Here is a 20,132-nt window from a genome sequence, read left to right as displayed (position 1 = left end):
ATGAGGTACATCTGGCATCTCTCCATACTGCTCAGTGCTCTTTCGCTGGTGGTCATGCTGTTCCTGATCGCGCGCCGCGTGCTGCAGGAGCGCCGGAACAAGGCTGTGGCCGACCAGCGGCGCCAGCTTCTGACGGCGCTGATCGCCTTCACCGAAAGCCGCGAGCGCGAGGCGTTGAAGGTGGCCATCCTTTCGGTGCCGGCAGGCGTGGCGATCAATGCTGGCTTCGAGTTCATTTCGCTTTTGCGCGGTGAGGAGCATGACGACGTCCTTGCCGCTTTCAACGAATGCGAACTACCGGCCCTTGTCGGCGGGCAGCTGGAAAAAGGCCACGGCGCCGAACGCATTCATGCGGCCGAGATGCTGGCGGCGCTGCGCTCGGACGGTGCGGTGGCAAGCCTGCTTTCAGCGCTCGACCACGACCGTTCGCGCGAGGTCAGGATCGCCGTCGCCATCGCGCTCTGCGATCTGAACAGCCTGCCGCCGCTCGGCATTGCGCTGCGCAAGATCGGCGTCGCAGGGCAGCGCTCACGGCGCCTGATCGAATTGTTCCGGCGTTTTCCGCCGGCCCGCCTCGACGAGTTGGCGGACCATGCCGCGCGCACGGACGTCGTGCCCTTCATCCGCGCGGCCGCGATCGACGCGCTGGCTCGCGCCGGCGGCTTTCGCTTCGCCGATCTCTTTGCCCGCCTGGCCGGTGACGCCTCGCTCGAGGTTGCCGCCGCGGCGCTGCGCGCGCTTGGCCTCACCGGACACGCCGATGCGCCGACGATTCTTGCGCGCGCGATGGCAAAAGGCGACTGGGAGGTGCGCAGCGCCGCCGCCGATGCCGCCGGCCGGCTGGGGCTCGCCGAACTCGCCCCGCCGCTGTCCAAGCTGATGGACGACGAGGTGTGGAACGTGCGCTATGCCGCCGCCAATGCGCTGCGCTCCTTCGGCCAGCCGGGAGAGCTGCTGCTGCGCCAGATCGCCGGCAGCGAGGTCTCGCGCAGCCAGCGCACCGCCTCGCTCATTCTCGCCGAGGGGCCAGCCGTATGATCGCCGACTGGAGCCACGAGATTGTGCTTGCCGCCACCATCCTGTCCTGGTTCATCATCGGAGCGGGGCTGGCGCAAACCACGATCTATCTCCTGCAGCTCATCGTCGCCGGCTACGCGCTGTCCAAGCGCCCGCCGGTCGCGCGTTCGGCGCTGCTCTGGCACCGCTATAGCGACGTTGCGCCGCCGATCGCGCTCCTGGTGCCCGCCTATAACGAGGCGTTGAACGTGGTCGAGAGCGTTCACTCTATGCTCGCGCTCGAATATCCAATTTTCGAGGTGATCGTCATCAATGATGGCTCGAAGGACGAGACCTTGCTGCGCCTCATCGAGGCCTTCAAGCTGGTGAAATTCCACCGGCCCTATGAGGAGGCGCTCGCGCACATGCCGATCCGGGGCCTCTATTCCTCGCCGATCACCGAGCGGCTGTTCGTCGTCGACAAGGAGAACGGCGGCAAGGCCGACGCCCAGAATGCGGGCATCAATGTCTGTCGCGCGCCGCTGTTCTGCGTGATCGACGGGGACTCCATCCTCGAGCCCGATGCGCTGATGCGCGCCGCCCAGCCTTTCATTGACGACCCCGAGCGCACCATCGCCGTCGGCGGCACGATCCGCATCGCCAACGGCTCGAAAATCGAAGCGGGGAGAGTGCGCGAGGTCCGTCTGCCGCGGCGCCTGCTGCCGCTCCTCCAGGTGGTCGAATATCTGCGCGCCTTTCTGATGGCCAGGCTTGCCTGGAGCCGCATCAACACGCTGATGCTGGTCTCCGGCGCCTTCGGCATGTTTCGCCGCGCCGAAGTGGTGGCGGTGGGCGGCTTCACCAAGGGCTCGATGGGCGAGGACCTCGACCTCGTCATCAAGCTGCACCGCCACATGCGAGATAAAAAGCGCAAATACAGCATCCAGTTCATTCCCGAGCCGGTATGCTGGACCGAGGCGCCGGAAACGCTGAGCGTGCTTGCCAGGCAGCGTACGCGCTGGCAGCGCGGCTCGCTCGAATGCTTCTTCCGCTACCGCGCTATGCTCTTCAATCCGCGCTATGGCCGCGTCGGCTTGCTCGGCTTCGGCCACATATTGATTGTCGACGTGCTCGGGCCGGTGGCGGAGGTGCTGGGCTATATCCTCATCCCGGCCTTCTGGCTGCTTGGCATCCTTTCGGCGGAGTATCTTTTGGCCTTCACCTCGCTCATCTTCACCTATGGCGTCTGTGTCAGCGTATGCTCCCTCGTCCTCGAAGAGGCCGAGCTCCAGCGCTTCCCGCGCGCCCGCGACCTGGCCGTGCTGACGGCGGTCGCCGTGATCGAAAATTTTGGCTATCGCCAACTCAACAATTTCTGGCGCGTGAAGGGGTGGTGGCAATTCTTGCGGGCAGACCAGAACTGGGGCGAGATGACCAGGACCGGCCTGTCCGCCACCAAGAAATAAGCATGGCCGGACGCATCATTGCAGCGTCCGCTCGATCTCCGCAATTAGCGCATGGAGCGCGGCTTCGGGCGCCGCTTCACCCCCCTTCTCGACCAGCAGCGTCTCCAGCGCGGACGCGCGCGCGCTGATCTCCCCAAACCCGAACGTACCCGCCGCCCCCGCCAGCGAGTGGGCGATACTAACCAGCGCATCCCGGGTGGGGAGGGCATCGCCTTGACGTGCAATGGCCTTCAGCTCCGTGAGCTGATCGGCGCATCGGACAAGGAAACGCTGCCGGAGAGGGGCGAAAGGATCGTTTGAAATGAGGGGCGCTCCTCCTGGATTTTTTCGGCGGGTATTCGAGCACAAAGCGGCTTGGGTCGAAACGGACTGCTATCGCGCAGACCTCCAGGGCAGCGGCCTTCTCATACACCATCAACCACGACGCGATCTCGTCCCTCCGACTTTGCACGGAAAAGTGCCAGATCGGCGGCTTTGACGAGATCATTCGGGCTCTCGTTCTCATTGGGTACCGTTGTAGCGACGCCAACGCTGACGGTCACTCTGCCGGAATCGTGCGGGATGTTCAGATCTCGCACGCTTTGGACGAGCCGGAAGGCGATTGCGTTTGCATGTTCCATTGAAGCGTCAACCAACACGATCACAAACTCCTCGCCCCCATACCGTGCAGCCAGGTCGTTGGAGCGGCCAGCGCCAGTTTGGATTGCGTGGGCAATCTGTTTGAGCACCTCGTCGCCAGCCATGTGGCCATAGGCATCATTGTATCTTTTGAAGTTGTCAGCATCGATCATTAATACCGACAAAGGACCCTTAGTACGGAAAGCGCGCTTCCACTCAGCCGCCAGATATTCATCAAAATATCGCCTATTGCCGAGACCGGTTAGACCATCGATCCGTGTCAGACGCTCAAGCTCGAGATTTGCACTGATCAGCTGCCGCTGGCTTTCCCGCAGTGCCCGATAAGCTGCGTCTCGCTGCACGTGATCAAGAAAGGCCCGGGTGTGGTATCGAATACGTGCAATCAGTTCAATTCGGTCCGGCAGTTTGACCAAGTAATCATTCGCTCCCGCCGCAAAAGCTTCGCCCTTAATGGTTGGATCTTCCTTGCTTGAAAGCACTATGACCGGCACAGCGTGCGTCGATGAATTTTTTCTATATGCCCGTACCAGGTGCAGCCCATCCATGCCGGGCATGACCAGATCCTGCAGGATAACTGTCGGCCTGACCTCGTCCGCAACCGCCATCGCTTTCAATGGGTCGGTGCAAAAATGGAAGGCGATATCCGGCTCGTTACTGAGAGCGCGTCTGACGGCCTCGCACACCATGATTTGATCGTCGACCAGGAGAACCATCGATGAATAATTCTCCGCGAGCGGCGGGACCAGTTCCGGTTCCTGCGTCATAGGAAAGTGCCTTTCCACGTAGAATGATCGCAAGCCTCGATGACACGCGAGCCGATCGAGGCCAGAGGAAGAATGTCGCTGGCCGCGCCGATTGCGGCGGCGGCTTTGGGCATTCCGTAAACGGCGCTGGTTGCTTTGTCCTGCGCAATCGTGAGATGCCCCTTTTCGCGGAGATGTCTCAGTCCGCGGGCACCATCGCTTCCCATTCCTGTGAGCAAGACACCGATCACCAAGCCTGACCACCACTGCGCCGCGCTTTCGAAAAACACATCGACCGACGGTCGGTAGACATTGTCCTTTGGACTGGACGTGTAGCCGAGTTGCTGGGCTGATTTGAAAACCAGATGGTCCGTGGTGCTGGCAATAAGAACAGTGCCTGCTTGAGGACTATCTCTTTCGCGCGCTGCACGGATCGGAAGAGTGGTATGCTGCCCCAGCCAATTGACCAAGCCTGGAACGAACTGAGCATCGAGGTGCTGGACGAGCACAATCGCGCCCACGAAGTCACTGGGGAATGCGCTCAGGACCGTGGCAACAGCAGCCGGTCCGCCCGCGGAGGCACCGATCGCAATCAGATGCCGAGGCGACGATTTGGCCGCATCTGACATGCGGCCGCTCGACTTTGACGGCGCGTCACCGACCAGCTTGCCCATTGTCGCTATCTTACTCGCCAGAAGCCGAGCGGATTGCGATGAAACTTTGCCGTCGATGCCAATCGACGGGATATCTACCGCGTCAAGCGCGCCGTAGCCCATCGCTTCATAGACACCGGGCACATTCGCTGCGATGCTGGCTGTTACCAGTAGGATCATGCACGGGGTCTCTGCCATGATCCTGCGTGTTGCCTCCACGCCATCCATCTCTGGCATTGTTAGGTCCATAAGCACGAGATCCGGGAGGTCTCGTCCGCAGGCTTCAACTGCCTCATGCCCGTTGGTCGCGATCCAGGCGAGCTGATGTTCCGTGTTCGAAACAACCAGCCGGCGCAGAACCTCAACGGCCATCGGCATATCGTTGACGATGCCGATTCTCATCTACAGGTCTCCACCTTCTGTCTCATGTGGTCGCCTCGCCTATCAGGTCCACGACGGCATGAATCAGCGCCTCATCATGAAAGCTACCTTTGGTCAAATAGTAGTCCGCACCGGCATCAAGACCGCGGGTGCGATCTTCCTCCCGATCTTTATAGGAAACGATCATGATCGGCGTGTTTTTGAGTTGGGTGTCCTTCCGGATCAAACCCACCAGTTCGATACCGTCCATGCGAGGCATGTCGATGTCAGTGACTACAAGGTCGAAGGGACCACCAGATCGAACGGCGTTCCAACCATCCATACCATCGACGGCAACTTCGACATCGTAGCCGTAGTTGCCAAGCAGCTTGCGCTCGAGCTCTCGGACCGTAAGCGAATCGTCGATAACAAGCACGCGCTTGCGCCTCCGCGCTTCGGCGCTGGCTGCGGTGCGCCGAAGACTTCGTTGCGCGCCGGTTGAGGCAAGCTTCTCCACGGATTGGATCAAATCGTCGACGTCGAGGATCAGTACCGGCGATCCATCTTCCATCAGCGCCGCAGCGCTGACATCCTTGATCTTGGCAAAACGAGGATCGAGGGGACGGATCACCAACTCACGTTCGCCGAGGAAACGATCAACAACCAGGCCATATGCTTCGCCCTGATTTCCATTGAGCACGACGACTGACATATCGTCGCTATCCAACAGAGTGTCACTACGGTTTAGCACCTCACGTGCTGTAACCAGTCCGACCTGTCGGCCGTTGAAGCGGAAATGCGGATGCCCCTGTAGGAGTTCGATGTTCGCGCGATTCAACTTTATTGTCCTGGAAATCGCGGCGAGCGGGAACGCGTAGGGCTCTCCGCCGACGTCGACGAGCAGCGTGCGGAGCACTGACAAGGCCAGCGGCAGCTGCAATTGAAATCGCGTTCCGACGCCGAACTCCGACGAGACGCTAGCAATGCCCCGAACCACCTTCGTCATTGCCTGCACTGCATCAAGTCCAACGCCACGGCCAGAAATCTCCGTAACATCTGCCTTCATCGAAAAACCTGGCAGGAACAGAAATGCAAGTAGTTCTGACTCGCTCAGCGTTGCAACGGTTTGCCTCGTTGCAAGCTGCCGCACGAGGATGGTCTCGCGCAGTTTCTGTAGGTCGATTCCCCTTCCGTCGTCCGCAACGGTGATCTGCAGCAGGCCGGCATTGTGCCGTGCTTCCAGGCGTATAAGACCTTCTTCGGTTTTACCGGTCGCGAGACGTTCCTGGGGCGATTCTAGCCCGTGGTCGACAGCGTTGCGCAGGAGATGCCCCAGGGGTGCATCAAGCTGGTCAAGGATGTCACGGTCGATGCCGGTTGAGCCGCCGACGATCTCCAATCGCACTTTCTTGCCGAGCGCACGGCCGAGGTCACGAGCCATTCTCGCATAGTGCCGTATACCATCCTCAAAAGGGCGCATCCGGCTCGCCAATGTTTCGTCATATAGTCGATTAGCAAGGTCGGTGGCCTTTCGGTCTACTGAATCCAATTCATCCAGACGCTCAGCCAGGAAAACCTGACTCAGCCGAAGCTTTTGCTGCGCCTCAGCAAGTGCGTGGGCCAATCTCTCGTCTTTTGGTGGCAGCATCGAGCGAACATCATCGAACGCTGCTGCTAGGTCTGACTGAAGTCGTTTCAGCCGGAGCAACCGGTTGGTAAATGGCCTGAGGCGCCGAGACTCCATCCGGGACTCACCGGCCAGCCCGAGCAATCGGTTTAAGCTATCGGCCGTAACCCGAACCATTCGGTCAGAGCCGACGTTGCCCTCAGTCTGCGGTTCCGGCGGAACGAGCGGGCCTGCTGAAGACTTGCTTGCCAGCACTTCCTGGCCGTCATTCGGTGCTGTGAAATCAGCCGCAGGATTGACGTCCAGGGCAATGCCCTCAGCCAGCGGCACTTTCTTGAACGCCGCCAGGAAACTGGCAACGTCAGAATTTGCGCTGCCCTCCCTCGAGGTTGAGTCCGACGCTACTAACTTAAGGACGTCGATTCCGTGCAAAAGCGTATCGATATGCTCCCGACGCAGCCTGAGATGCCCACGTTGCGCGGCAACCAGACATTCTTCCATTGCATGCGCAACCTCGACAGCTGGCGCCAACTCGATGATACGTGCAGCTCCTTTCAGGGAATGCGCAGCTCGCATGCAGCCTTCCAATGCGTCGGCAGCGACGGGATCGCGTTCGAGCGTCAGTAGACCGGAAACCAGAGCCTGCGACTGTGACTCCAGTTCGGCCCGGAAGAGGTTCAGCATAGAAACCTGGCTGAAGTCCTCGTCGGTCATGCAATGCTCCGATCCAACATCGCGAGCAACTGACCTCCGTCGAGACACCCGACTGTTCGCCCCTGCCATGGAAGCACCGCAACGGTGACGGCCGAGACCGCGTTGCCGGCTGAGGTCGGCACAGCGAGAGTTTCATTTTCGCTGAAGCGATGTATCCCGTAGATTTCATCAACCATAAAAGCGACCCGCTTGTCGCGCTCGCCCACCACCACCAGGCGGCGAAAACTCTTGGCTTGTCTGCCGTGTTCTCCGCTCTGGACCTCGTCGATGCCAAGCAATTCAGCCAGTGACAGGCAAATAAGCAACTCGCCGCGGACGTTGGCGATGCCAAGCACTGCGCTGTTTCTGCGGTGTGGAAGCGAATGGATCGGGCGAGATTCAGCCACTTCGTGAAATATGGTAACTGGGAGTGCCAGCCATTCCTCGCCCAAACGAAACAGAATCGCTGTCCGAAATGCATCGGCTTCGGCTGCCGAACCGACCTCGCGGCCAGTATGTCTAAGCCATTCGTCGCCGTAAGCCGACGACACGGTACGGTCTAGTAGCCCTCGTGCAATCCTCCTGTAAGTGGGGCAATTGCGGCAATGGAGATGCTGCTCCAATTCGGGACAAGATTTGTCGCCCCGAATGCCGATCTGCCGCCAGCAGTCATCTATTTCAATCTGCTCCACCGGGCTCGCGAACGTTGTCGAGGCTGACATTAGGTGCCGCTCCTTTTTTGGATTCGATCCAACCGACCTGTCAGCGCCTCGGCGCCATTGAGGTCACCTTGCTTCCGAAGGAGTAGAGCAAGATGGGTAAGGGCCTGCTGGTGGTTTGGCGCGAGATAGAGCGCCTTCCGATAGTTCTGGACCGCTTCAGGAGCAGCCCCCTCTGCATCCTGAGCGAGACCCAGCAGGTAGAAAAGTTCCGCTGAGGGACCGAATTGCTTCAGATGCGCCCGAGCGACTTCCTGTGCCTCCTTAACCCGCCCCGCATTGGCAATCCGTTCGATCGTTTTGAGGCCCTCAGTGATCTGATCAAGCAACTGGGCCGTGGTTTGTAATTGCTCTTCTCTCCCCACTGGTGGAACAACCTGAGCCTTTGGCTTCGGCGCCGAAGGGGTTCGTGTTGGGCTGGAAAGTGGAACGGCCCGCATCCCAGCCTGAACCCGGTTCGACTTCAGGAAGGCAAACGCCATTGGCCACTCAACGGAAGCGAAGCCATGCAGCCTGGGAAGAGCCGACTCCGCCGGACCGACAAGCAGAAGTCCATCGCTGGCGAGGAGCCCTTTGAGGCAGACCAGCGCGCGATCCTGCCGCTCTCGGTCAAAATAGATTAGCAAATTGCGGCAGAGGAGAACGTCATAGACCATCGGCCCGAAGGAGGACGCCTGAGAGTCGAACAGGTTTCCGGCTCTGAATCGAACCTGTTTCAACACCGCAGTGTTAGGCTGGAGCCCTCCGTCAACCGCTTCGAAATAGCGATCTTTGAATTCGAGGGAACTGCCGCGAAAAGAATTTCGCCCGTAGACCGCGCGCTCGGCTATCGCGAGATTGCGGGTGCTGATGTCCACCGCATCTATTTTGAACTCTTGTGGGCCGAACCCAGCATCGAACATAGCCATGGCGACCGAATAGGGCTCTTCGCCTGTTGAACATGGCAGGCTTAAGATTCTTATGGGCTGGTTCGCGCGCTTGTGCACGCGTGCATGTCGGGACAAGACCGCGAACGCTTCCCGGTCGCGAAAGAACCAGGTCTCCGGGACCACGACTGCATTGATCAGTTCCTGGAGTTCTTGCGGTGAACCGTTCAAGAGCTCCCAATAGACTTCAGGCTCGGCTATCCGGCACGCAGTCATCCGCTCGCGAACCGCTTGACGAACGACCGTCGGGCCAACGCTGGCGCTGTCCAGCCCCATTGTCACCTTCAGAAGATTTTCCACCAAACCGGGCATCATTCAACCCGCGCAATCTGGCAAAGTAGTGCGGCTCGGATCTCTTCTGAAAGCAGGGCCTCGACGTTGACCCGCTGTGTGAGCCCTTCGTCGTCTGAGGCTACCGGACCCAGATACGGCGGAGTTGCGGGTTCCAATCCAAAGGGTGCGAAGTCGGAAGGGTCTCGCTCGAACGTGTCCGTTACTCGCTCTGCGACCAGAGCTAGCAGGCGCTGCCCACCATCCTGCGCCGAATAGCGCGTTACAACCGTTCGCGTGCTCAGCACCGGAACCGACGGACGGCCAAGCGCAAGGAGAGTGATATCGATCAGCGGGATGGGCGCGCCGCGATAATTGATAAGGCCGGCCACCCCAGTTGGCGCACCCGGCAGTTCTTTGGCAGCGATGTAGGGCAAGACTTCCTCGACTTGATTAACATCAAGCAGATAGCGATCATTTCCCATCTTGAAGGCGAGGAATAGCATTTTCACCTCCGGCCGGCAGTTCGCTAAGCTCTCAGCTTGAACCTAGCAATGCTGTTTCGCAGCCCGCCCGAAACTTGATTGAGTTCATCAATCGCGAGCGTTGATTGTTGAAGCGACTCGACTGTTTGCTGAGCGGCGTCGCTTAGCTGTGTCAAGGTATCGCTGATTTGCCCTGCGCCGGTCGCCTGGGCTTGCATGCCCTCATTGGCAACTTCGAAGCGTGGCACCAGGCCCTGCACCTGCTGAATGATCTCGAAAAGTTGCCCGCCAACCTGCTGAACCTCCTCCATGCCGCGACGGACTTGTTCGGAAAATTTGTCCATGCCCATAACGCCAGCCGCGACGGCCGACTGGATATCCTTGACCATCTGCTCAATGTCGTAAGTGGAAACGGCCGTCTGATCGGCAAGCCTTCGGATCTCGGTTGCCACCACTGCAAAACCCCGACCATATTGGCCCGCCTTCTCAGCCTCGATCGACGCATTGAGGGACAGGAGGTTTGTCTGGTCGGCCACCTTGGTGATCGTCGTGACCACCTGATTGATGCCGCCGGCCTTCTCGCTCAGGATTGCCAGTTTGGAATTGATCGCACTGGCGGCTTCCATGACCTGCTGCATGGTCGCTTCCATGCGAGTCAGTCCTGCTTGTCCGCCGCCGGCGACCGCTGCCGTCTGTTCGGCGACCGCCGAGACCTCATTCATTGTGCGGACGAGCTCGTTCGAGGTGGCGGAGATCTCTTTTGCCGTCGCACGGATTTCAGTGGTGGTCGCTGCGATTTCAGTTGCAGTCGCTTGTTGTTGCTTGGAGGTGGCGGCGATCCCGGTAATCGAAGTGTTGACCTGTATGCTGGATTTCTGAACTTGGCCGATAAGTGTGGCGAGATCGTCTGCCATTGCGTTGATCCCGTCGGCAAGCGTGCTGAACTCGTCCCGGCGGTCAAGATTGAGTCGACCGCTGAAGTCGCCTTGCCGCATCAACTGGACGACGTCAACCAGACGGTTGAGCGGCCTCGTAACGGCGCGGAACAGGAAATAGCCGCAGAGCAAGGCTAAGCCGAGGGCTACCAGCAAACCAGCGCTCAAAGCCAGTTCTGCCGTATTAACGATCGAACTGATCCGTTGTGTCGCACTGTTTGCTTCGCCTCTGTGGTCCTCGACCATGGCTTGCAGAGCAGACTGCAATTTCACAAAGATCGGCTCGACTGCGTCCTTAATGGCTGGGCGTTCATTCGGAATTTCACCCTTCGACATGGCTGCCCGGCTTGCATCCAAAACAGCGGTTTCCGCCTGACGAAATTGATTGGCGAGGTCTTTGACGATGGCGTAGTTCTGCTTGTCGACATCAGAGACGATGGTTCTTTCATAATCGTCCATCAATTGCTGCACGTCCGCGCGATTGGTCGCGATCGTGCCTTCAAGCGCGCGTTTGTCTGTCGGGCTGTCCTGAAGAGCATATTCTTGAAGCAGGCTATGGGCCGTCATCTGACCCATCATGATCTCGGTGCTGTGATAGAGATCCGGGAGGATGCCCTTTTCGACCTCTGTCGCCTCCTGCTGCGTCTGAAGAAACCAGACGTACGCGATCATACCTATCACGCACATCACCACCAGTATGGCAGCGAAGCTGATGAGTATGCGGTGACGTATTGTTAGTTTCATCATTGAAATGGTTCACCAATGGGGGCATCGTTGTCGGCGCGAGCGGCTCGTCCCGGCGTTTCGAAAAGACGCGTCGAAAAGCGTTAATCTGATGCTGAATGGTTTCTTTTCCGTTCAACCGGCGCCAACCACGTCGGCCAGTTGGTACAGAGTGGGTTATTGTAGCGCACTCGTCCCGGTCGAATTCCCCCAAGCTCGTAGTCGTGCGCATCGTGATAACGGCAATTCGCAACCCTTCTCCAGTAGGTTGAAGGTCTGCAATCTTAATTGCTGAGCCAGAAGCCGATCTTCCGCTTCCGGCCCCAAAGCTGCCAGGCGGGAACGCGACCAACCGACCCAGCAGGCTACAATCAGGCTGCGGCCTTCTTGCGGGGACGTTTCGCGGGCGTTGGCTTTTCGGGCTCCTTCGGCTTGCGGCCGAGGCCCAAGGTTTTAGCAAGGGCAGAACGCGCTGCGGCATAGTTCGGCGCGACCATGGGATAATCCGCCGGCGGGCCCCATTTGGCGCGATACTCATCCGGAGTCAGGCCATAGTGGGTCGACAGATGCCGCTTCAGCGACTTGAACTTCTTCCCGTGCTCCAGGCTGATGATGGTCGGGCGTCACTGACTTCTTGATCGGCACGGCAGGCTTGAGAACTTCAGGTCTTTCCGACACCACACCGCCGGTCGTGCCCTTCAGGGCGGCATGGATCTGTCCGATTACGGCGGGCAGTTCACCGACCGGCACCGGATTGTTTGAAATATAGGCTGAGACTACATCAGCCGTGAGTTCGATGAGGTCGTCCACATTGCTCTCGGTTTCTTCTGTCACGAAAAACTCCTGGCCGATCATACGATTCGCGTCGAACAGTCGTTTCATAGTGACGACCGCTTCCGATAGAACAAACCTACTGCATTTCTGTTTCGGCACTCGCGTGACACTGGTCGACGTGGCCGATCCGCTGCGGTTACGACCTTGTGGCGATTGCCGCATGCGGCTACACCAACAGCAGGACCATCGCTTCGGCGTCCGGCTTTGAAGCACGCGTTCAAATCGATGCGCTGACTTGGAATTCCTGCGGAGGTGCGGCCGCGGCGTTTGCCCATTTGCCGGACGGCAGAGGGAGAGGGTGGACGGCCCGCCGTGACGGGTCGAGGGCTGGAAGAGAGGCTTCCGGCACCCGTCGCGGAGAAGGTTCCATGACCCAATTGCAAGTTCTCGCGCCCGCGGTGAATCCACGGCGCGGCTACAAGGTGGATGTCAGCCGTGGGCAACGTGTCGGTCGCGTTTCTTCCGAGTGGTTCAATCGGCCGGCGGACGAGCGCTACCTTTCTCTCACCGATCTTCACAATTCGGTGAAGCGGCGGTCCGAACGCAGCAAGACCCGCATCGTCGAAAGTGAGCTGATCCGCGTCGAGGCCAGCCGCGAAGATCCGGAGCGCCTGAGATTAATGCTGCCCGATGCGCCTGCCCCTGTTGCCCCCACGCATTGGAGTTTTGGCCAACTCGCCAGCCTAGTCGGCGCACCGGCCACCTATCTGCGGCAGCTTCCAGCCCCGCTCGCGGCGATAAACCTTCAGCACGGTCTCCTCAACCACCGCGCCGAGCAGGTGAAGACGTTGGAAATCGAGAACGGACGCCTAGAGCTGCGAGCGGTAACAGGCACTGATTACGGCAGAATATTTGACTCAGAACTGGTCGACGCCGTGCAGAAGATAGCCGGCAACGGTACCGGCGACACGCGCTGGAAAGTGCCCGGCGTGCTCGACTGGTCAACGGGAATGTACAATCCGAATGTCGACATCTCCAGCGACACGACGACGCTCTATGCGTCTGATCGCGATATCTTCGTGTTCCTCGTCGATGATCTGAACCCGATCGAGGCGGGGCGGCTGCCGAATGGGGAACCGGATATCTATTTCCGCGGCTTCTATTGCTGGAATTCCGAAGTCGGAGCCCGCACGCTCGGCATCGCCAGCTTCTATCTGCGCGCGGTGTGTCAAAATCGAAATCTGTGGGGCGTCGAAGATTTCGAGGAAATCACCATCCGGCATTCCAAATACGCGGCCTCCCGTTTCGCCCTGGAAGCCGAGCCGGCGCTGATCCAGTTTGCCGATTCCTCGCCCATGCCGTTCGTCAACGGCATCAAGACGGCGCGGCAACGGATCGTTGCCAGAGACGACGAAGATCGCCACGGCTTCCTGCGCAAGCGGGGCTTCTCCAAGCCCGAGGCCGCAAAGATCGTCCATACTGTGCTGCTTGAGGAAGGCCGGCCGCCAGAATCGATTTTCGACTTCGTACAGGGCATCACGCGGGTCGCGCGCGACAAGTCGCATCAGAATGTTCGTCTGGAAATGGAGGGCAAAGCCAAGAAGCTTCTCGATTTCGCCGCCTGATCCTGGGGAGGCCGGCAGCGAAACCTCTCGTCGCTGGCCTCGCCTCCGGACCGTCTCATCAATTCCAGCGCGGTCCTCCGAAAAGAGGACGGCGCTTTTTCGTGGGAGAACCCGGTAACGCCAACACGCTGGAGGCCCCTCGGGCGGCTCGGTCGACCGTCAAGATCCGCGAGCCGGGGCCGGGTCGGCGTAAGGCTTGGAGGCAGAGGGGGGAGGGGAGGGTTGCGGACGGGCTTGGAGGTTCGGGGAGAGGCCCCGGCCGCCCGTCATGGAGAACTGACCATGGCAAAGAACGCCATTCAGAAAATCGCGATGAACGCCGCCGAGAACATTGCCTATGACAAGCTAATGCTGTCGCAGAAGAATGTTAGGCGCATCAAGGACGGGGTGTCGATCGAGCAACTGGCCGAAGACATTGGTCGGCGGAATCTGATCCAGAGCCTGAACGTCCGTCCCGTGCTCGACGGCGAGGGCGAGGAGACCGGCACGTTCGAAGTGCCCGCCGGCGGCCGGCGTTACCTGGCGCTAGGCGTCCTCATCAAGCAAAAGCGCCTGGCGAAGAACGAGCCGATCCCCTGCATCGTCAACCGCGGGCAGGAGACCTCGGCCGAAGAGGACTCGCTTGCCGAGAATCTGCGCCGCGCCGACCTGCACCCGATCGACCAGTTTCGGGCCTTCAAGGCCCTCAGCGATCAAGGTCTCGATCCGGAGGAGATCGGCGCCCGCTTCTTCGTATCGCCTGCTACTGTAAGGCAACGCCTGCGGCTGGCATCGGTCTCGCCAATGCTGCTCGACCTTTACGAGAAGGACGAAATCCGGCTCGACCAAATCATGGCGTTTTCGATCTCGGACGATCACACGCGCCAGGAGCAGGTATGGGAGCGGATTTGCAGATCGCACATGCAGGAACCCTATTACATCAGGCGCCTGCTGACGGAGACCACGGTGCGGGCCGACGATCGCCGGGCCGTCTATGTCGGCGCTGGGGCCTATGAGGCTGCCGGCGGTGTCATCCTTCGACCTGTTCGAGCAGGATTCCGGCGGCTGGTTCCAGGATGCCGCACTTCTTGAGCAGCTTGCCTTCGACAGGCTGAAGATGGATGCCGAGGCGGTGCGCGCCGAAGGCTGGAAGTGGGTCGAGGCGGCGATCAGCTTTCCCTATGGCCACACCTCCGGCATGCGGCGCATCTACGCCGAGGCGCAGGAACTGAGCGCGGAGGAGATCGAACGCTACGACGCGCTGAAGGCCGAATACGACAAGCTGGATGCGGACTATGCCCAGGCCGAGAATGTCGACGAAGCAATCGAGGCGAAGCTCGACCAGCTGGGTGCCGAGCTCGATGCGATCGATGATCGTCCTCAAAGCTATGATCCCGCCCAGAAGGCCATTGCCGGTGTGTTCGTCACGCTTGCCGCGAACGGAAAGCTCCAGGTCGACGCCGGTTTCGTGCGGTCCGAGGACGAGCCGCGGACCGTAACCGGCGACGTCGATGAGGGAGAGGAAGGGGGCGCCGACGGCGGAACCGACGATGGCGATGGTGTTGTCCTCAACGGCAAGCCGGTGGACGACACCTCTGGCGACGACGGCGAGGACGATTGCATCAGCCCACTGCCCGATCGGCTCGTCTTCGACCTGACTGCGCAGCGGACGCTGGCACTGCGCAACGCGCTCGCCGGTGACATCGACATCGCCATCGTCGCCGCACTCCATGCCTTCGTCCTGCAGGTCTTCTATCGCTTCGCGCCGGATACTTGTCTTGAGATCAGTCTGAAGAGCGGCAGCTTTGGCCAGGTCGACGGTCTTGCCGAGACATCCTGGGCCAAGGAGATCACCGAGCGGCACGAAGCCTGGGATCGCGATTTGCCCGATGAAGCGGAAGGCCTTTGGCACTTCCTTCTCGGCCTCGACGAAGCAAGCCGCAAGGCGCTGTTCGCGCACTGCGTCTCGCTGACCCTCAATGCGGTGGTCGAACCCTGGAACAGGCGACCGAAGGCGCTCGAGCATGCGGAGGTGATTGGCCGCTCGCTCCAGTTCGACATGGTCGACGCCGGCTGGACGCCTACCGTCGAGTTCCTCGGGCGGCTCACCAAGGCGCGGATTCTACAGGCTGTCCGTGAAGCTCGCGGCGCAGACTCCGCGCAGCTGATCGAACACATGAAGAAGGACATCATGGCCCGTGAAGCCGCCCGTCTTCTCGAAGGATCGAACTGGCTGCCCGAGCCGCTGCGCCTTGATGTTGATGAAGTGACTACCGATGCTGGCACGGTCGCCGGCGACATGTCGGACGAGGCAGCTCTCGACGGCGACACCGCCGAGCTCCCGGCCTTCCTCGCTGATCATGCGGATTCGTCCTCCGAAGAGCCGGCGACCCTCGACGGCGACGAGGCGGACCACCTCCCGGCCGCCGAATAATCGGCCTCACGCTCGCACCGGGCCCGGCATTCCCGCCGGGCCCATTTTCGTTTTCCACATGGAGAAATCCGTATGTCCGCACATATCGTGTACGAATCCGCGCCTTTGGGGAGCGTTATCCGGTACAGCGACGGCGCCGCGAAACCGCCGTCGCGCTTCACCAAGAAACTCGCCGCATGGAAGAGCCGCAACGGCGTCGGTCGCCTGGCCGACTGGCTCCACTATGTGATCGACAGTCACCGAACTAAACTTCGGGTCAGGGCCTGCCGCGCGGCATGTATCCGGCATTGCGTAAAGCGCCGATGAAGAGGCTCGCCGGGCCGGCGATACTCGTCCTGGCCTGCATCGGCAACGGCAGAGTGTTCCAGTCCGCCAAAGGAGCGATAAAGGTGGAGAAAGTCCCATTGACCATGCAATGGCTGATCACCGAGCCCTGCTTGTCCAGCGCCAGGATGCCTGTCTGATTGCTCGGATATCGGATGGCGGCGATCCGTTGCATTCCCAAGTCGCCGTCGATGCGCAAATCGAAAAGCAGGACGCCGTGGCTTCTGTTTGCGATTTCTGCGACTTTTTCGGTGAAACCAACAGGAAGCGCACGAACGCTTTCGACCGACATCCCGAAAACAAGCGTGTCCAGCTCATGCGCCGCCATGCCAAGATCTGCTCGCAAGAAGATCAGGATTGCAATCGATGCAGTCGGTTTGTGCACAATCATTGGATGTTGCGGCCACTTTCGGGTTGGGGCGGCATATTCCTGTGCCCTCAAAAACGGCCTTGACTCCGATGTTCTCATTTTGTTCACTGCTGGCAATGACAGCCACAGGAGGCGTAAAATGCCACTTCGCCTGGTGATCGAGAAAACGACGTTCGAAGAACTGGCACGCGGGGTAGCCGCTGCGGAGGCGGTTTTTGAAGCGTCCGGAATTTCCTACGAGGAGGCCGCAAACGGCATGCTCGCGGTTGCACTCTGGGATATGAAGGGTTTTCCCAAAGACGCGGAACCAACTGAGGATCAGAATGCGGCGGCCACTGTCTGGTTCAAGGCCGAGCGGGCCGCGTGCGAAGCATGCTGTGCTGGATGGCCCGCGGAAAAGGTCGCCCGAGCCCATAGGGTTTTGGGGATCGGTCCTGTCGAGCCGAAGGTGAAAACGGTTAATCTGGCGACTTGGCCGGATAGACAGCGGCGCTACAGGGAGATTGTTGAACGGCTCGAAACGGCCACTGGTCCTGACCGGCAACTCGACATCGACATCTGCTATGTCATGGGTTGGGTCAATGAGCCTGGGACGCCGCAAGAAGCAGCCAGATTGGGTCTGCCATATCTCACCGGCAATTTGGCTGAGGTGGCCGAAATCACCCAGAAATCGCTTCAGGGGTGGAGGATCGAGATTGACCAGGATCCTTGCGACGCCCGCATAATTGAGCCGGAGCATGAAGACGGTGACGATGATATGAGTGTGGCCGCGTGGTGCTGTACCGATGGCTATCTGCATATGGAAAAGCCGCCGGCCAACACGGCGATTGCCTTGGCACTGGCGGCGATGCGCCTTCAGGCTGATAGCTTTATGCCGCAGGCATGGTGAGACGAAGCCGGGGCATTCCGACACCGTCGGCCCTGATCGAGACATGCCGCACCAAGTAGCGCTGCCCGGCGACCTTTGCACTGACCGCAATTACACGCTGATCAGGCGCTTTGTTGGCGAGCGTGGCCCGTCATGTAGGACCAGGGTAGTGATTGCGGTTTGGGAAGATGAAAAGCAGGAACAATGGCGGCTGCACTGCTTCGCCGATCCTGCGGCCGCCGCAGCCTTCCTTGACCATTTCGGCGGTATCATGTTCGATCCCAAGCGAGACAGATAGAACGGGCGCGCTCGCGGTATCTGGCGTCGCCAGGGTTGCCTATGAGCGAATTCTGGATCTCGGCCGGCTCAGCGTCCCGGAAGCCTTGCGGAATTGACGGTCGAGCATGTGCAGGCGCTACACACGATATCTGCCATGGTCCGAAATCCACCGGCTCTACCGCCTGGCTGCGCCGGCAGATATCGGCCGCAACGATGCGCCACGCTACAAATGCGTCGACCGATGAAGTGCCATTCGTGACCGCTGACGACGACGGGAATCACAAAGTCCGCTCGGGCCGCTGGTGTCTGGTGCCATTTTGGGCGAAAGAGATACCCAAGGCCGCGATGTTCAACGCCCGCATCGAAGGCGCCGACATGACGCCAGCGTTCCGGGATCCCTTCAAGTCGAAGCGCTGCCTGATTCCGGCCGACGGCGGCAAGGATCCGTGGCACATCTTCCAGCCAGGTCGCGCGCCATTTCGTTCGCCGGCTGTGGGCCTGCATTTCGAATCTCGATATCACAAGCTGCACGATCATCACGCAGCCGTCGGCGGGCCGGTCAACCAGATCCATGATGGGCAACCGCTCATGCTCGACCCGGTCTATTACGACGCCTGGCTTGATCAGAAGGCGCCAGGCGGCGACCGGAGGACGATCCTCGTCACGACATTGACGGGCATCTGGAGGTCTGTCGCGTTGGACGCAAGGTGAACGCGGCCGTCCTCAACAAGCAGCCCAAGATCACGCGGGGCTAATCGAGCCGATCAAACTGCATGAGCGACGAAATCAGGTTCTCGCTCCCGGAACACGCCACGCCTCCCGGCGTACAGCATCATGCTTGGGAGCATGCCGGCTGTGCCAAAAGATGCTGGCAGGGGCTTCGGGAGCCAAGCAGGCACCCCACTGGCTTGCACCTCAGGCAGACGGCGAGCATTACCATAGCGGGGGGCTGAACATGACCCGTCATGACATTTGCCAGCGAGCTCGAAGGCGCGGCCAGTCAGATGCCGATATGTCTCGGGCTGATCTTCAGATGCTACTCAGGAGGGCGTACCAAGGTGCTACCTAAGAATGCCTTCCGATTACATTAGCAAAGGCGTATATTCTTTGCCAGCCGGCGCCCTGTAGCCCCTAGTCCCCCCTAGCTATCTCCGCCCGGTTAGGCCCGGTGGCCTTGATCCCAAACGGACAGGCCTACCGGGCCGCTCCAGGGTTTCGTCTATCCAGCAAGCGAGGAAGCGGGCCGCGCAGTGACCTCGCGCAGGTTCTCGCGCTTAGCCAGGACCGGCTCTTCAAAAGTTACTTCAAGGTACTCCACCTTGGACCGTTGTCTGGACTCCGACCAGCGTTTGGGCGCATTCTCCCCCCGGGGAGAAGGGCTTGGACAGATCACGGCATGACAACGGTTCCGACCAGTGGCGCAACCGCACTTGCGCCAAGGGCGCGCGCGCCCGACGATGGGCGAGCGTGCCGCTGCGGCTGATCCTCGTGACCGTCGCCGCGGCCGGCGCGCTGGCCGCTCAAACGGCCATGCAGAACAGCGACAGCCTGCCCGAGCTCGATCTGTCGAACTTGATCGGGCCGAAGCCGGAACCGATCGTTGGCGCCGCCTCCGTCATCGACGGTGACACGATCGAGATCCACGGGCAGCGCATCCGCTTCAACGGCATCGACGCGCCGGAGAGCAAGCAATACTGCGATAACGCCAAGGGCTTCGAATATCCCTGCGGCCGGCGATCGGCCGAAGCGCTAGATGCGTTCCTGACCGCCTCGCGGCCGGTGCAGTGCACGTTCGTCACTTGGGATCGCTATCACCGCATTGTCGGTGACTGCCGGCGCGCCGACGGGGCCAGCGTGGCTGCATGGATGGTCCAGCACGGCCAGGCGCTCGATTGGCCACGCTACAGCCACGGCGCCTACGCGGAACAGCAGGCGAAGGCCAAAACGGCAAAGGTCGGCATGTGGGTTGGGTCGTATCAGGCGCCTTGGGACTGGCGCGCGGCACACGCTGACGGCGTGGCGCCGTCGAGCCAGCCGCTCGGCATCATCAACCGCAAGCTGGTCGCCCAGAGCGGCTATTCGTGCGAGCCGCGGCGGTACTGCTCTCAAATCGGCTCGTGCGATGAGGCTCAATGGTATCTACACAATTGCACTTGGGGCAGGAAGCTAGACCGCGACAGCGACGGTATTGCATGCGAAACACTTTGCTGAGGAGCGACAGCTATGAAGGCGAGGCCATAATTT

General features: G+C 60.3%; 16 protein-coding genes and 3 pseudogenes. 9 read left to right on the top strand and 10 right to left on the bottom strand.

Annotation, left to right across the window (positions count from 1 at the left end):
- Both NKI49_RS23905 and NKI49_RS23900 read left to right on the top strand, forming a co-directional pair.
- Positions 1-1,038, top strand: coding sequence for a HEAT repeat domain-containing protein (locus NKI49_RS23905; protein ID WP_352604925.1), 1,038 nt, complete (start codon positions 1-3; stop codon positions 1,036-1,038).
- Entirely contained in the window at positions 1,035-2,462 is a 1,428-nt protein-coding gene (locus NKI49_RS23900; protein WP_352604927.1) for a glycosyltransferase family 2 protein, read from the top strand. Before NKI49_RS23905 ends, NKI49_RS23900 begins: the two co-directional genes overlap by 4 nt.
- Positions 2,463-2,477: 15 nt before the next feature.
- On the opposite strand, the gene NKI49_RS23895 is transcribed toward NKI49_RS23900, so the two are convergent.
- From NKI49_RS23895 to NKI49_RS23855, 9 genes and pseudogenes are all read right to left on the bottom strand, one after another.
- Positions 2,478-2,810, bottom strand: a complete 333-nt coding sequence (locus tag NKI49_RS23895; protein WP_352604929.1) for an Hpt domain-containing protein — start codon at positions 2,808-2,810, stop codon at positions 2,478-2,480.
- 56 nt (positions 2,811-2,866) lie between these two features.
- A complete protein-coding gene (locus NKI49_RS23890) occupies positions 2,867-3,865 on the bottom strand; it encodes a GGDEF domain-containing response regulator (protein WP_352604931.1) in 999 nt (332 codons plus the stop codon).
- The gene (locus tag NKI49_RS23885; protein ID WP_352604933.1) at positions 3,862-4,899 is read right to left on the bottom strand and encodes a chemotaxis response regulator protein-glutamate methylesterase; all 1,038 of its coding nucleotides are present in this window, start codon (positions 4,897-4,899) and stop codon (positions 3,862-3,864) included. The genes NKI49_RS23890 and NKI49_RS23885 overlap by 4 nt, the downstream gene beginning before the upstream one ends.
- 22 nt (positions 4,900-4,921) lie before the next feature.
- On the bottom strand, positions 4,922-7,198 hold the full coding sequence (locus tag NKI49_RS23880) for a hybrid sensor histidine kinase/response regulator (RefSeq protein WP_352604935.1): 2,277 nt from the start codon (positions 7,196-7,198) through the stop codon (positions 4,922-4,924).
- Positions 7,195-7,899: a chemotaxis protein CheW gene (locus NKI49_RS23875; RefSeq protein WP_352604937.1), complete on the bottom strand. Its 705-nt coding sequence runs from the start codon at positions 7,897-7,899 to the stop codon at positions 7,195-7,197. Before NKI49_RS23875 ends, NKI49_RS23880 begins: the two co-directional genes overlap by 4 nt.
- Complete coding sequence (locus tag NKI49_RS23870; RefSeq protein WP_352604939.1) at positions 7,899-9,137, bottom strand: CheR family methyltransferase; 1,239 nt, start codon at positions 9,135-9,137, stop codon at positions 7,899-7,901. Before NKI49_RS23870 ends, NKI49_RS23875 begins: the two co-directional genes overlap by 1 nt.
- Positions 9,134-9,598 (bottom strand): chemotaxis protein CheW, encoded by a 465-nt coding sequence (locus tag NKI49_RS23865; protein WP_352604941.1) that lies wholly within the window; start codon positions 9,596-9,598, stop codon positions 9,134-9,136. The genes NKI49_RS23870 and NKI49_RS23865 overlap by 4 nt, the downstream gene beginning before the upstream one ends.
- Before the next feature lie 23 nt (positions 9,599-9,621).
- Positions 9,622-11,259 carry a methyl-accepting chemotaxis protein gene (locus NKI49_RS23860; RefSeq protein ID WP_352604943.1) on the bottom strand — a complete coding sequence of 546 codons (1,638 nt, stop codon included), beginning with the start codon at positions 11,257-11,259 and terminating at the stop codon, positions 9,622-9,624.
- Between the two features lie 347 nt (positions 11,260-11,606).
- A pseudogene (locus tag NKI49_RS23855) lies at positions 11,607-12,069 on the bottom strand (Ros/MucR family transcriptional regulator).
- A 368-nt stretch (positions 12,070-12,437) separates the two neighbouring features.
- Here NKI49_RS23855 and NKI49_RS23850 point away from each other — a divergent pair.
- The 3 genes and pseudogenes from NKI49_RS23850 to NKI49_RS33445 form a co-directional block, all read left to right on the top strand.
- Positions 12,438-13,634 (top strand): DUF932 domain-containing protein, encoded by a 1,197-nt coding sequence (locus tag NKI49_RS23850; protein WP_352604945.1) that lies wholly within the window; start codon positions 12,438-12,440, stop codon positions 13,632-13,634.
- Between the two features lie 282 nt (positions 13,635-13,916).
- Positions 13,917-16,047: pseudogene (locus tag NKI49_RS23845) on the top strand (ParB/RepB/Spo0J family partition protein).
- A gap of 72 nt (positions 16,048-16,119) precedes the next feature.
- A pseudogene (locus tag NKI49_RS33445) lies at positions 16,120-16,254 on the top strand (UCP036055 family protein); the annotation flags it as partial.
- Positions 16,255-16,303: 49 nt separating this feature from the next.
- Here NKI49_RS33445 and NKI49_RS23840 read toward each other — a convergent pair.
- Positions 16,304-16,762 carry a hypothetical protein gene (locus NKI49_RS23840; RefSeq protein WP_352604947.1) on the bottom strand — a complete coding sequence of 153 codons (459 nt, stop codon included), beginning with the start codon at positions 16,760-16,762 and terminating at the stop codon, positions 16,304-16,306.
- Between the two features lie 118 nt (positions 16,763-16,880).
- Between NKI49_RS23840 and NKI49_RS23835 the strand changes: the two genes are divergently transcribed.
- The 4 genes from NKI49_RS23835 (at position 16,881) to NKI49_RS23820 (ending at position 20,099) form a co-directional block, all read left to right on the top strand.
- Positions 16,881-17,630: a hypothetical protein gene (locus NKI49_RS23835; protein WP_352604949.1), complete on the top strand. Its 750-nt coding sequence runs from the start codon at positions 16,881-16,883 to the stop codon at positions 17,628-17,630.
- 43 nt (positions 17,631-17,673) lie between these two features.
- A complete protein-coding gene (locus tag NKI49_RS23830; protein ID WP_352695787.1) occupies positions 17,674-17,907 on the top strand; it encodes a hypothetical protein in 234 nt (77 codons plus the stop codon).
- A gap of 236 nt (positions 17,908-18,143) precedes the next feature.
- Complete coding sequence (locus NKI49_RS23825) at positions 18,144-18,599, top strand: SOS response-associated peptidase family protein (protein WP_352604951.1); 456 nt, start codon at positions 18,144-18,146, stop codon at positions 18,597-18,599.
- Between the two features lie 756 nt (positions 18,600-19,355).
- Positions 19,356-20,099 carry a thermonuclease family protein gene (locus NKI49_RS23820; RefSeq protein ID WP_352604953.1) on the top strand — a complete coding sequence of 248 codons (744 nt, stop codon included), beginning with the start codon at positions 19,356-19,358 and terminating at the stop codon, positions 20,097-20,099.
- Positions 20,100-20,132 lie beyond the last annotated feature (33 nt).

Source organism: Mesorhizobium sp. M0587 (assembly GCF_040320945.1).
In the GTDB taxonomy this organism is placed as follows: domain Bacteria; phylum Pseudomonadota; class Alphaproteobacteria; order Rhizobiales; family Rhizobiaceae; genus Mesorhizobium.
This window is presented reverse-complemented; position numbering and strand designations above follow the sequence as displayed.

Excerpts from the sequence above, each read along its gene's own strand:
- NKI49_RS23905 (WP_352604925.1), top strand. The coding sequence starts at position 1 with ATGAGGTACATCTGGCATCTCTCCATACTGCTCAGTGCTCTTTCGCTG.
- NKI49_RS23900 (WP_352604927.1), top strand. The coding sequence starts at position 1,035 with ATGATCGCCGACTGGAGCCACGAGATTGTGCTTGCCGCCACCATCCTG.
- NKI49_RS23890 (WP_352604931.1), bottom strand. The coding sequence starts at position 3,865 with ATGACGCAGGAACCGGAACTGGTCCCGCCGCTCGCGGAGAATTATTCA.
- NKI49_RS23885 (WP_352604933.1), bottom strand. The coding sequence starts at position 4,899 with ATGAGAATCGGCATCGTCAACGATATGCCGATGGCCGTTGAGGTTCTG.
- NKI49_RS23880 (WP_352604935.1), bottom strand. The coding sequence starts at position 7,198 with ATGACCGACGAGGACTTCAGCCAGGTTTCTATGCTGAACCTCTTCCGG.
- NKI49_RS23875 (WP_352604937.1), bottom strand. The coding sequence starts at position 7,899 with ATGTCAGCCTCGACAACGTTCGCGAGCCCGGTGGAGCAGATTGAAATA.
- NKI49_RS23870 (WP_352604939.1), bottom strand. The coding sequence starts at position 9,137 with ATGATGCCCGGTTTGGTGGAAAATCTTCTGAAGGTGACAATGGGGCTG.
- NKI49_RS23865 (WP_352604941.1), bottom strand. The coding sequence starts at position 9,598 with ATGCTATTCCTCGCCTTCAAGATGGGAAATGATCGCTATCTGCTTGAT.
- NKI49_RS23860 (WP_352604943.1), bottom strand. The coding sequence starts at position 11,259 with ATGATGAAACTAACAATACGTCACCGCATACTCATCAGCTTCGCTGCC.
- NKI49_RS23850 (WP_352604945.1), top strand. The coding sequence starts at position 12,438 with ATGACCCAATTGCAAGTTCTCGCGCCCGCGGTGAATCCACGGCGCGGC.
- NKI49_RS23840 (WP_352604947.1), bottom strand. The coding sequence starts at position 16,762 with ATGATTGTGCACAAACCGACTGCATCGATTGCAATCCTGATCTTCTTG.
- NKI49_RS23835 (WP_352604949.1), top strand. The coding sequence starts at position 16,881 with ATGCCACTTCGCCTGGTGATCGAGAAAACGACGTTCGAAGAACTGGCA.
- NKI49_RS23830 (WP_352695787.1), top strand. The coding sequence starts at position 17,674 with ATGCCGCACCAAGTAGCGCTGCCCGGCGACCTTTGCACTGACCGCAAT.